10 protein-coding genes are annotated in these 12133 nt (G+C 68.1%); 4 read left to right on the top strand and 6 right to left on the bottom strand.

Annotated features, from left to right (window positions below; translation table 11 throughout):
• Nucleotides 1-56 precede the first annotated feature (56 nt).
• The gene (ilvD, locus tag ATK36_RS09080) at nucleotides 57-1901 is read left to right on the top strand and encodes a dihydroxy-acid dehydratase (protein ID WP_098510854.1); all 1845 of its coding nucleotides are present in this window, start codon (nucleotides 57-59) and stop codon (nucleotides 1899-1901) included.
• A 486-nt stretch (nucleotides 1902-2387) separates the two neighbouring features.
• Here the strand turns inward: ilvD and ATK36_RS09085 are convergent, their stop codons facing one another.
• Together ATK36_RS09085 and ATK36_RS09090 are read right to left on the bottom strand one after the other, a co-directional pair.
• Nucleotides 2388-2963 carry a DoxX family protein gene (locus ATK36_RS09085; protein WP_098510855.1) on the bottom strand — a complete coding sequence of 192 codons (576 nt, stop codon included), beginning with the start codon at nucleotides 2961-2963 and terminating at the stop codon, nucleotides 2388-2390.
• 83 nt (nucleotides 2964-3046) lie between these two features.
• Nucleotides 3047-3955: a 2-hydroxyacid dehydrogenase gene (locus tag ATK36_RS09090; protein WP_098514744.1), complete on the bottom strand. Its 909-nt coding sequence runs from the start codon at nucleotides 3953-3955 to the stop codon at nucleotides 3047-3049.
• Between the two features lie 59 nt (nucleotides 3956-4014).
• On the opposite strand from ATK36_RS09090, the gene ATK36_RS09095 reads away from it, so the two are divergent.
• On the top strand, nucleotides 4015-5220 hold the full coding sequence (locus tag ATK36_RS09095) for a PQQ-dependent sugar dehydrogenase (protein WP_098510856.1): 1206 nt from the start codon (nucleotides 4015-4017) through the stop codon (nucleotides 5218-5220).
• Between the two features lie 492 nt (nucleotides 5221-5712).
• Here ATK36_RS09095 and ATK36_RS09100 read toward each other — a convergent pair whose 3' ends face one another.
• From ATK36_RS09100 to gatC, 4 genes are read right to left on the bottom strand one after another with little or no spacing between them, the layout of a single operon-like run.
• The gene (locus ATK36_RS09100) at nucleotides 5713-6231 is read right to left on the bottom strand and encodes a hypothetical protein (RefSeq protein ID WP_098510857.1); all 519 of its coding nucleotides are present in this window, start codon (nucleotides 6229-6231) and stop codon (nucleotides 5713-5715) included.
• Nucleotides 6232-7737 carry an Asp-tRNA(Asn)/Glu-tRNA(Gln) amidotransferase subunit GatB gene (gene gatB / locus ATK36_RS09105; RefSeq protein ID WP_098510858.1) on the bottom strand — a complete coding sequence of 502 codons (1506 nt, stop codon included), beginning with the start codon at nucleotides 7735-7737 and terminating at the stop codon, nucleotides 6232-6234.
• Entirely contained in the window at nucleotides 7734-9251 is a 1518-nt protein-coding gene (gatA, locus tag ATK36_RS09110; RefSeq protein WP_098510859.1) for an Asp-tRNA(Asn)/Glu-tRNA(Gln) amidotransferase subunit GatA, read from the bottom strand. The genes gatB and gatA overlap by 4 nt, the downstream gene beginning before the upstream one ends.
• Entirely contained in the window at nucleotides 9248-9547 is a 300-nt protein-coding gene (gene gatC / locus ATK36_RS09115) for an Asp-tRNA(Asn)/Glu-tRNA(Gln) amidotransferase subunit GatC (RefSeq protein WP_098510860.1), read from the bottom strand. Before gatC ends, gatA begins: the two co-directional genes overlap by 4 nt.
• 227 nt (nucleotides 9548-9774) lie before the next feature.
• On the opposite strand from gatC, the gene ATK36_RS09120 reads away from it, so the two are divergent.
• A complete protein-coding gene (locus tag ATK36_RS09120; RefSeq protein WP_170069673.1) occupies nucleotides 9775-10428 on the top strand; it encodes an ACT domain-containing protein in 654 nt (217 codons plus the stop codon).
• 247 nt (nucleotides 10429-10675) lie between these two features.
• Nucleotides 10676-12067 (top strand): IS1380 family transposase, encoded by a 1392-nt coding sequence (locus tag ATK36_RS09125; RefSeq protein WP_098510862.1) that lies wholly within the window; start codon nucleotides 10676-10678, stop codon nucleotides 12065-12067.
• Nucleotides 12068-12133: the final 66 nt, after the last annotated feature.

Raw genomic sequence — 12133 nt, forward strand, 5'->3', positions numbered from 1 at the left:
TTGCGGGGCGGCCTCGTGACCCCGCCTGGACCTGCCTTCTGACCTGGGAGAATGCCGTGCCGCACCTCCGTTCCCGGACCACCACCCACGGTCGCAACGCGGCGGGCGCACGCTCGCTCTGGCGCGCGACCGGAATGACCGACAGCGATTTCGGCAAGCCGATCGTCGCGATCGCCAACTCCTACACCCAGTTCGTGCCCGGCCACGTGCACCTCAAGAACCTCGGCGAGATCGTCGCGGAGGCGGTCGCCGAGGCGGGCGGGATCGCCCGCGAGTTCCACACGATCGCGGTCGACGACGGTATCGCCATGGGCCACTCCGGCATGCTGTATTCGCTGCCGTCGCGGGAAATCATCGCGGATTCCGTAGAGTACATGGTCAACGCGCACCAGGCCGACGCGCTCGTGTGCATCTCCAACTGCGACAAGATCACCCCGGGCATGCTGAACGCCGCGATGCGGCTCAACATCCCCACGGTGTTCGTGTCCGGCGGCCCGATGGAAGCGGGCAAGGCGGTGGTCGTGGAAGGCGTCGCGCACGCGCCGACCGACCTGATCACCACCATCGCGGCCTCGGCGAACTCCGCGATCGACGAAGAAGGCCTATCCGAGGTCGAGCGCTCCGCCTGTCCCACCTGCGGTTCGTGCTCGGGCATGTTCACCGCCAACTCGATGAACTGCCTCACCGAAGCCCTCGGGCTGTCCTTGCCCGGCAACGGTTCCACCCTCGCCACGCACGCCGCCCGCCGTGCGCTGTTCTCGGGCGCCGGGCGCACCGTGGTCGAACTGTGCAAGCGCTGGTACGGCGAGGACGACGAGTCGGCGCTGCCCCGCTCGATCGCGACGAAGGCGGCCTTCGAGAACGCGATGGCGCTCGATATGGCCATGGGCGGCTCCACGAATACCGTGCTGCACATCCTGGCCGCCGCGCAGGAAGGCGAGATCGACTTCACGATCAGTGACATAGACGCCATCGGCCGACGGGTGCCGTGCCTGTCGAAAGTCGCGCCGAACTCCGATTACCACATGGAGGACGTGCACCGCGCCGGCGGAATCCCGGCCATCCTCGGCGAATTGCACCGCGGCGGGCTGCTGAACACCGACGTGCACTCGGTGCACTCCCCCGACATCGACACCTGGCTGTCCACCTGGGACATCCGCGCCGATTCCCCGTCCGAGACGGCCCTCGAACTGTTCCACGCAGCTCCGGGCGGAGTCCGCACCACGCAGGCGTTCTCCACGGAGAACCGCTGGTCGGCACTCGACACCGACGCCGCCGGCGGCTGCATTCGCGACATCGAGCACGCCTACACGAAGGACGGCGGCCTGGCCATCCTGCGCGGCAACCTCGCCGAGAACGGCGCAGTGATCAAGGCCGCGGGCATCGACGAGGACCTGTGGCACTTCGAGGGCCCCGCGCGGGTGCTGGAAAGCCAGGAGGAGGCCGTTTCGGCGATCCTCAAGAAGGAGATCCAGCCCGGCGAGGTCCTGGTGATCCGGTACGAAGGCCCGGCCGGCGGCCCCGGAATGCAGGAGATGCTGCACCCCACGGCGTTCCTCAAGGGCTCCGGCCTCGGCAAGAAGTGCGCCCTGATCACCGACGGCCGGTTCTCCGGCGGCTCGTCGGGCATCTCGGTCGGGCACATCTCCCCGGAAGCCGCGGCCGGCGGCCTGATCGGCCTGGTGGAGAACGGCGACCGGATCGTCCTGGACGTCCACGAACGCCGTCTGGAACTCCTCGTCGGCCCGGAAATCCTCGCCGAACGCCGGGCGAAGATGGACGCCGCCGAACGTCCTTGGCAGCCGAAGGACCGTCAGCGCCCGATCACCGCCGCGCTTCGTGCCTACGCCCGGATGGCCACCTCCGCCGACACCGGTGCCGTCCGGGATCCGAGCCGCTGAACCACTCCTTCAGCTATTTCGCGCTTTCGCATTGGGCCGCGCACTCCCCACGGGGGTGCGCGGCCCTTTGTCCTTCGGTGTCGCCCTCCAGTGGCGACGACAGCGTCCCCCTCCAGGTTCACCACCGCACTCCTGATCAACGCGCTCCCGATCGTCAGTAAGCCCGCGATAGCCACCCGACACCGATTACCTGGACCCTCTTGGTGAGCCTGGAGCCTGGAGCCTGGAGCCTGGAGCCTGGAGCCTGGAGCCTGGAGTGATCGTCACCCCCGCCGTCCGCGATCGCTCCCCACCCAAGAAGTTCCGTCGCCGCTCAACGGCGACCACCCAACCGGGAAGCACCAACCGTCGCCACCCGACGGCGAAACACCGAAGAACCCCAGGTCAAAGCCTGTTGCCAAAAAACGGCAACACTTGCCCAGGCCCGCAAACGGCCACCGAATGACGACGGAGCGGCCCACCATCGGTGATCATTACGTCAGACGATTATCGCGTCAGAACGACGACCACCACGGACGCAGCCGCCGCCAGCAGCAGCGAGATGAACCCCAGGGGCAACGGCCGTTTCCGCCACGGGGTGTTCGTCTCCAGCGAAATACGACCCGAACCGGTGAAGATCAACGTGAGTGCACAGAGTCCGAGCAGCAATTCGAATTCCCAGCCCTGCCCGGTCCCCAGGAAGAAACCACCGTGGAACTTCGCGTAGACGACGTTCGCCGCGACCCCCAGCAGTCCCGCCGCCGCGAGCGGCGTGAACAGGCCGACGATCACCAGCGCGCCACCCGCGACCTCAGTGATCCCGGTCACCCAGGACAGCAGCGTGGTCTGCTTGTGGTACCCGTACATTTCGAGCACGTGCGCGAACCCGCCGACGCCCGGACCGCCGAATGCACCGAACAGATGCTGGAGACCGTGCGCGCCCATGATCGCGCCCAGCCCCAGCCGAAGGATGAGCAGGCCGAAACCGAGACCACCCTGGCCCGATTCGCCGTAATCGTCGTTCTCGGATTCCTCGACGCCGGACAGCAGGCTGGTCTGGTGGTCATCCCCTTGACTGGTCACGCGCGAAGAGTAAGCGATCCAGACGTCCCCCGCGAGCGAGCACGCCGAGGTCAGGGGCCATTTCAGGGTTTACCCGGAGACTATCAGTATTCACCGTGGACGAGGTTGTCCGGCAGCTCCCCGCCGGCATACCGGGCGATCTCCGCCGCAGCCACGGCGTACGAACGCCGCCGAACCCCGTGCACCGCCCCGCCGACGTGCGGGGCGAGCACGACCCCGGGCGCAGTCCACAGTGGGTGATCCGCAGGCAGTGGCTCCGGTTCCGTCACGTCGAGCGCCGCTCGCAGCCGCCCCGCGGTCACCTCCGCGACCAGCGCGTCGGTGACCACCACCGGCCCGCGAGCAGCGTTGACAAGGACAGCACCATCCCGCATCGAAGCAAGAAACCGGGCGTCGACCATGCCCCGGGTATGCGACGTGAGGGGGACCATCATGACCACTACATCGTGAAGCGGTAACAATGCCGGGAGATCCTCGACGCCGTGCACCCCATCGCGCGCCGACATACCCACCATCGTGCACCGGACGTCGAACGATTCGAGCCGTCGCCGCAACTGCCGCCCGAGATCACCGGCGCCGATGATGAGCACATGCTGCCCCTGCAACGTCTCGGACGTCATCCGTTCCCACCTCGCCACGCGCTGCGCCGTGGCGAAAACGTCCAGCTGCCGGTACATCGACAGCAGCACCGCGACCACCCACTCGGCCATGCTGCCGCCGTGCGCGCCCCGGCAGGTGGAGAGCAGCACACCGTCGGGAACCTTGCCCACCCAGTCGTCCGCACCGGCCGACAGCAACTGTACGAGCTTCAGGTTCGGCAACTCCCGCCACAACGCATCGTCGGCCGGGTGTCTGCCGGGAATGAGCACCTCGGCCTCGGTCGCCTCCGGCGGCACGGGGTCGCCCCATTGGTAACGCACGGCCTGCACGAGGGGGTTTTCGGACAACGCAGCGACGCCCTCGTCGTCGGGGACCAGCACGGTGACGGTCATGATCACCAAGGTAACCACTTACCGGTGGCTCACGCCTGGACACCTAGGCTGAAGCCATCATGCGTACCCGGTCCCGGTGGTCGGCGCCGCTGGCCCTGCTCGCCTGCGGCGGCCTCGTGCTCTCCGGCTGCGCCCGTTTCGACGACACCACGGCCGCACAGAAGTTCAGCCCGGCCGCGCCGCCAAGCCCCGAATCGCCTCCGCAAGTCCAAGACCCGGGAAGGTCGGGCAACAGTCCGGGTAACGGGCCTTCCCCAGGCTCGCCGACTCCAGTCCCTCCACCACAGGGCTGCAAAGACTTCGACAAGGCGGTCATCGCGACCTGCCTGGACACGGTCTCCGCAGTAGCCGGCTTACCTGGCAACGGATCCGCGCCTGCCGCCCTCGCGGGAGAGCGGAAAACCGGCCGGGTTTTCCTTGCCACTGCCGGTCACGACGCGTCGTCGTTCGCCCAGCTCGACGTCCAGGCCGCCGGCGACGGTGGCCTCACCGGCCTGGCGCTGTCACCGAAGTACGTCGAGGATCAGCTGGTTTTCGCCTACATCACGACGCCGACCGACAACCGCGTCGTCCGGTTCGCCAAGGGGCAACCGCCGAACCCGGTGCTGACCGGGATCCCGAAAGGTGCCACCGGCAACCGCGGCACGATTGCCGGTGACGGGCATGGCGCCCTGCTCGTCGCGACCGGCGACGCCGGCAACCCCGCCGCCGCGGCGGACGTGAAATCGCTCGCCGGCAAGGTGCTGCGGATCGACACGTCGGGCAAACCCGCGAGTGACAACCCCACCCCGGGATCCCCCGTGTACGCCTCTGGTCTGCATGCCCCAGGCGGCCTCTGCGGCTCCGCCGACGGGAAACGCATGTGGGTGACCGACCAGCCAGCCTCCGGTCCCGACGCGGTCTACCGCCTTCAACCCGGCCAATCCCTCAGCGCCCCCGCATGGACCTGGCCGGAAAGACCAGCCGTCGGCGGCTGCACCGACTTCGTCGACGCGAACGGCATCCTTGCCGTCGCCTCGTCAGCGGGCCTGCAGAATGTCCCGGTCAACCCGGACGGCGCCGTCACCGGCACGCCCACCGTCAGCCTGGATGGCAAAGGCAAACCCCCGACGACCTACGGCCACCTCGCCGGCATGAGCATGATCAACCCTCAGACCGCCGTCGCAGGCACCACCAACAAGGACGGCGGCAAACCCGTCTCCAGCGACGACCGCGTAATCCTGATCGTCATCTCCGACACCGGCGGCGGCCAAGGAAAGGACTGAGCCGTACGGGACGACCGCGACGTTCCCGCCCCGCTCCGGCGAAATTCGCCCTTACCCGGCAACACCCGGTCCACCAGCCGAGCTCCGCCCGTCGCCATTGGACGGCAAGTCCCGCACCTAGGACCGACGTCAGCGTTTCCACTCTCGCCACTCACCGGCCAAGGTTCGACCGAAGGCATCCCTACGCCTGGAACGCGCCGCCGCTCCACCAACGTGTCGTCGCCCCTCGATGGTGACTCCTCGACCGTGATGCCACCCGGGCAACTCCCCCATCACCACAGTGCCCGCTCACCTGCCGCCACCGAGTCGCCGTCGAACGACGACCCGCGCCTCCACGGCCATCGCTTCGCAGTTGACTCCCCGGCGACCACGGCTCCGCTCCGGCAAGCGCCCAGAACACAGGCGGCGAAACCCGTACCTCTCTCCGATCAAACAGCCCAGCCTCGAACGCGCAACCCGTAGCCACTCACCGGCGAAACCCGCAGTTGCCGTTCAACGGCGACGCCGAGAAGCCCTGCTCTCCGCACGAGCCGCCCGAATGTCGAAGATCGCCACGACGACCGAGACCAGCGCGAACAGCAGCCCCACGTAGCGCCCGATCCCCGCGCCGACCGTGATCCCCGCGGCGTCCAGGAACGCACGCTGGTCGCTGTCGAACACCCAGTCCAGCGTCGCCCACCCGATCGCCATCAGCAGCACGGTCGCGAGGCTCCCGACCAGCCACAACTGCGGCAGCCCGGACATCCGGACCTTCCGGATTTGCCCCAGACCGACCACCGCGAGACCGATCAGTACCAGGACGAACGGCGGCAGCCACGAGAACGGATCCGAATTCCACGCCGAGCGCACGACGTCACCACGGGGCAATGCCTGAAAGGCATTCTGCACGTCCGCATCCGCGGCGCCCGCCGTCAGCACCGTCCATGGCAGAAACAACGTGCCCAGCGCGAGCAGCCCGGCCGCCAAGCCAAGCCACTCGCGCCAGGTGACACGGGTGATCGAGAAGGCCACTCAGGAACCAACGCGCTCGATGATCAGCTCACGCACGCGCTTGGCGTCGGCCTGTCCTTTGGTCGCCTTCATGACCGCTCCGACGATCGCGCCGGCCGCGGCGACCTTGCCACCGCGGATCTTGTCGGCGACGTCTGGCTGCGCGGCAAGCGCCTCGTCGACGGCCGCGAGCAACGCGGAATCGTCGGAAACGACCTTCAGCCCGCGCTTTTCGACGACCTCACGCGGCGCGCCCTCGCCGGCCAGCACGCCCTGCACGACCTCCTTGGCGAGCTTGTTCGTCAGCTCCCCCGAGGTCACGAGCCCGATCACCTCGGCCACCTGCGCCGGCGTGATCGGCAGCTCACCGAGCTCCATCTCGCGCGAGTTCGCTTCTTGCGCCAGCGTGTTCACCCACCAGCCGCGCGCCTCGTCCGGGGTCGCCCCGGCCTCGACCGTGGCCGCCACGAGGTCGACAGCGCCGACGTTCAGCAAGTCCCGCAACGCCTCGTCGGAGAGCTTCCACTCCTCCTGGATCCGCTTCCGGCGCTCCCACGGCATTTCCGGCAGCGTCGCCCGCAGCTGTTCGACCCATTCCCGCGAGGGCGCGATCGGGACCAGGTCGGGCTCCGGGAAGTACCGGTAGTCCTCCGCGGTTTCCTTGGCCCGGCCGGCCGCCGTCGTGCCGTCCGCCTCCTGGAAATGCCGCGTCTCCTGCCGGATCGAACCACCGTCGGCGAGGATCGCCGCCTGACGCGTCATCTCGTACCGCACCGCCCGCTCGACGCTGCGCAACGAGTTCACGTTCTTCGTTTCGGTGCGCGTACCGAACTCCTCGGCGTCCTTGGCCATCAACGAGACGTTCGCGTCACACCGCACCGAGCCTTGGTCCATCCGGACGTCGGACACGCCGATGGCGCGCAGCAAATCACGCAACGCGGTCACGTACGCGCGCGCCACTTCCGGAGCCCGCGCACCAGTGCCGGTGATCGGCTTCGTGACGATCTCGATCAGAGGAACGCCAGCACGGTTGTAGTCGAGAAGCGAGTGCTCGGCGCCGTGGATCCGACCGGTCGCACCACCGACGTGCAGCGACTTTCCGGTGTCCTCTTCCATGTGCGCGCGCTCGATGGCGACGCGTACGACCTCACCGTCGTCCAGCGTGACGTCGAGGTAGCCGTCAAAGGCGATCGGCTCGTCGTACTGCGAGGTCTGGAAGTTCTTCGGCATGTCGGGGTAGAAGTAGTTCTTCCGGGCGAACCGGCACCATTCCGCGATCTCGCAGTTCAACGCAAGGCCGATGCGGATCGCGCCCTCCACCGCCTTGCCGTTCACCACCGGCAGCGAGCCGGGCAGCCCGAGACAGGTGGGGCAGGTCTTCGTGTTCGGCTCGCCGCCGAACTCGTTGGCGCAGCCGCAGAACATCTTCGTCTTCGTGTTGAGTTCCACGTGGACCTCGAGCCCGAGGACGGGGTCGAAGCGCTCGAGGACCTCGGCGTAGTCCATCAACTCGGCCACGGCAGTCACTTCGTTCCTCCCAGCTCCGGAGCCTGGTGCACGAGCGAGCCGCCGGCAGCAGCGTCGCGCGCGGCCTCGTACGCTGCGCCGACGCGGTACAGCCGGTCGTCGGCGAGCGCAGGGGCCATGATCTGCAGGCCGACCGGGAGACCGTCCTCGTCGGACAAACCGCTCGGCACGCTCATGGCGGCGTTACCGGCGAGGTTCGACGGGATGGTGCACAGGTCGGCGAGGTACATCGCCATCGGGTCGTCTACGCGCTCCCCGATCTTGAACGCCGTAGTCGGTGTCGTCGGCGAGACGAGCACATCGACCTTTTCGAACGCTGCGGTGAAGTCGCGCGTGATGAGCGTGCGCACCTTCTGCGCGGAACCGTAGTACGCGTCGTAATAGCCCGACGACAGCGCGTACGTGCCCAATATGATGCGCCGCTTCACCTCAGGACCGAAGCCCTTCTCACGTGTCAGCGACATGACTTCCTCCGCACTGTGCGAACCGTCATCGGCCACGCGCAGGCCGTAACGCATGGCGTCGAACCGCGCGAGGTTCGACGACGCTTCGCTGGGTGCGATCAAGTAGTACGCAGGCAGCGCGTAGGTGAAGCTCGGGCACGACACCTCGACGACCTCGGCACCCAGCGCGCGCAGCTGCTCCACTGCCGCCGCGAAAGACCGAAGAACACCGGGCTGGTAGCCGTCGCCACCGAATTCCTTGACGACGCCGACGCGTACGCCCTTGAGGTCACCGTTCGCGCCTTCCCGTGCCGCGGCCACTACGGGCGGCACCGGCGCGTCGATGGACGTCGAGTCCAAGACGTCGTAACCGGCGATCACTTCGTGCAACAGCGCCGCGTCGAGCACCGTACGCGCACATGGTCCCGCCTGGTCGAGCGAAGACGAGAAGGCGACCAGGCCGTAGCGCGACACACCACCGTACGTCGGCTTCACGCCCACGGTGCCGGTGACAGCGCCCGGCTGCCGGATCGACCCACCCGTGTCGGTACCGATGGCAAGCGCTGCTTCGAACGCGGCAATAGACGCCGACGAACCGCCGCCGGAGCCGCCGGGGATACGCGCGTGGTCCCACGGGTTGTGCGTAGGACCGTACGCAGAGTTCTCCGTGGAGGAGCCCATCGCGAACTCGTCCATGTTCGTCTTGCCCAGGATGACGACGCCTGCTTCGCGGAGCTTGCGTGTCACAGTCGCGTCGTACGGCGGGATCCAGCCCTCGAGCGTACGAGAACCGCAAGTCGTCGGGACGCCTTCGGTGGTGAGTACGTCTTTCAGTGCGAGGGGCACGCCCGCGAGCGGCGAAGCAGGTTGCTCCCCCGTGGCGAGCTTCTGGTCGACGGTCTTGGCCGCGGCGAGCGCACCGTCGGTGTCGACGTGCAAAAAGGCGTGTACGTGGTCGTCGACCGCGGCAATGCGGTCCAGGTGTGCCTGCGCGACCTCGGTCGCGGACACCTCACGCGCGTGGATCTTCGCCGCCAGCTCGGCGGCGGTCAGCTTGACGAGTTCGCTCACTGTTCTTCTCCCAGGATCCGCGGCACCCGGAACCGGCCCTCCTCGGCGGCCGGCGCACCGGCCAGCGCCTGCTGCTGCGTGAAGCAGGGGCGGATCTCGTCCTCGCGAAAGACGTTGGTCAGCGGTACGGCGTGCGAAGTCGGCGGAACGTCCTCCGCGGCGACTTCGCTCACTTTCGCGACCGAGTCCAGGATCTGGTCGAGCTGGCCTGCGAAGACGTCGAGTTCGTCATCGGTGACGGCCAGCCTGGCCAGCTTCGCGAGGTGTGCGACCTCGTCTCGGGAAATGTTGGGCACGCGGGTGACTCCCGGGGTGTGCTGTGCGGGTGTTCTCGGAAGCTGTAAGTCTATGGTGACGACGTCGGACGACTCGACCGGGTTATCCGGCGACGACGCGCACCGGGCAAGGCATCCCGCCGGCCGGACGGCGAGACCGCAACGGGTGCCCGGTCTGTCACAATCGGCGCCCGGCGAAGTCGCGTTCCACGGCAAGGCTGGAACGCCTGAGGCGAGAGGGGCGCGTGGTGTCGTTCCTGATCCGGGTCCAGCTTCCGGACTCCCCCGGCACCCTCGGCGCCGTGGCGACCGCGCTCGGCACCGTGGGCGCCGACATCCTCAGCGTGGACGTGGTGGAACGCACCGGCGGCCTCGCGATCGACGACCTGGTGGTGGAGCTGCCGTCCGGGCGGCTCCCGGACGCCCTGATCACCGCTGCGGAAAGCGTGGAAGGCGTCGAGGTGGACGCGGTCCGGCCGTACGCCGGGATCCTGGACACGCACCGTGAGCTGGAACTCGTCGAGGAGATCGCGGCACAGCCGAAGACCGGGCTCGAGCTGCTCGCCGAAGGCCTGCCGAAGATCATCCGCGCCGGCTGGGCGGTGATCGTGGAACATGGCGAACCGGAATCCAGACGGCTCGCGTCGTCGAGTGCCGCGCCGGAGAGCCCGTTCACTGATCTGCCGTGGCTACCCCTGGAACGCGCCACCGTCCTCGACGGCGAGGAGTCGTGGGTTCCGGATACCTGGAAGGAGCTCGGCACCGAGCTCGCCGCGACCCCGCTCGGCAAGCCGGGCAAAGCACTCCTGGTGGCCCGTCCCGGCGGGCCAAACTTCCGTGCCGCCGAGGTCGCCCGCCTGGCCCACTTCGCGGGCATCGTCGCCGTGGTCCTGGACGGCTGAACTCCTCCGCCGTTCCCCGACCAACCGGTCGCTGTGCCGGTGATGTTTCGGAAGCCCACTCCCCCGAACCTCGGGCTTTGCCGAAGCACGAACGGGAACTCAGCGACGGCCGACTTGTTTGCTCTAAGCCTGGATCCACCGATGGATTGTCGTCCGGGGCGGCGTGTAATAGGTGAAAGTGCCTTCTGGCCTGCGATAGTGAGAGTCTCTGAGGTTCTCAAGTCGCATGTGGCGGAAGGCACTTTCAGTGAGATTGTGGCATAGGTGGTCGCGGGCGTCCGTCCGGTTCGATGAGGAGAATCTCGTGTCGTGCGCGGGGTTGGTGCCGGTGATGGCGCTGGCCGAGCGGGCAGGGATGTCGCAACTGGTCGCGGAGAAGGTGGAGATCACGAACGCGCCGATCCCGTCGACCGGAGCGAATCCGGCCGGGAAGATCGCCGCGATCGTGGCCGGGATGGTGGCGGGCGCGGACTGTATCGATGATCTGGATGTGATCCGCCACGGCGGGATGAAACGGCTGTTCAGCGGGGTGTACGCGCCCTCGACGCTGGGATCGTTTCTGCGGTCGTTCACCCACGGGCACGTCCTGCAGTTGACCGCGGTCCTGCGTGCGATGCTGGCCACGCTCGCCATGACGACGCCGGTGCTCGCAGGCGCGGAGCAGATGACCTATGTGGACATTGATTCACTGCTGCGGCGTGTGTACGGCAAGAAGAAACGGGGCGCGCGGTTCGGGCCGGCGAAGGTCGGTGGCTACTCGCTGCTGTTACGCGGATTGTCGCCGCTGGTGGCGACGATCTCCACCCCGCTCGCGGCGCCGCTGATCGCCGCGATGCGGCTGCGTGGCGGCAACGCCGGCTCCGCGCGGGGCGCGGCCGGCCTGCTCGCCGAAGCCCTGAACACTGCGAAAGCGTCCGGAGCACGAGGAATGATCCTGGTGCGGGCCGATTCGGCCTACTACGCCGGCACCGTCGTGTCCGCCGCTCGCCGTGCCGCGGCCCGGTTCTCCATCACCGTGACCGGCAACAGCGCGATCCAGGCCGCGATCGCGACCATCCCCGACGATGCGTGGATCCCGGTGCGCTACCCCGGCGCGGTCGAGGATCCCGACACCGGGAAGCTGATCTCCGATGCCGAGGTCGCCGAAACCGTCTACACCGCGTTCGCCGGGACCAGCCACGAGGTCACCGCGCGGCTGGTGGTACGCCGAGTGAAAGACCAGAACCACACCGACGTGCTGTTCCCGGTCTGGCGCTACCACGCGTTTCTCACCGACACCGCGCTGTCCACCGTGGAAGCCGATCTCACCCACCGCCGCCACGCCGTCGTCGAAACCACCTTCGCCGACCTCATCGACGGCCCCCTCGCACACTTGCCCTCCGGGCATTTCGACGCCAACGCCGCCTGGGCCGTCTGCGCCGCGATCAGCCACAACCTGCTGCGCGCCACCGGATCGACCGCCAGCATCTTTCACACCACAGCCCGAGGTGCGACCCTGCGCCGCCACCTCGTCTGTGTCCCCGCCCGCCTCGCCCGGCCTCAAGGCCGCGAAATCCTGCACCTACCCGGCTACTGGCCCTGGGCCGACGCCTTTGCCGGCCTGCACGACGCGGCAACCCGCCCACCACCCGCCGCCTGAGCACCACCAACCACCGCCTCACCAGGCCCGACCGGAGACCACATGGACACGCTGGACAAGCCAGCC

Origin of the sequence: Amycolatopsis sulphurea (genome assembly GCF_002564045.1) — a bacterium.
Lineage (GTDB): Bacteria > Actinomycetota > Actinomycetes > Mycobacteriales > Pseudonocardiaceae > Amycolatopsis > Amycolatopsis sulphurea.

What these genes read in the sequence shown, in the direction of transcription:
- ATK36_RS09090 (WP_098514744.1), bottom strand. Translation starts at nt 3,955, where the DNA reads ATGACCGTCACCGTGCTGGTCCCCGACGACGAGGGCGTCGCTGCGTTG.
- ATK36_RS09095 (WP_098510856.1), top strand. Translation starts at nt 4,015, where the DNA reads ATGCGTACCCGGTCCCGGTGGTCGGCGCCGCTGGCCCTGCTCGCCTGC.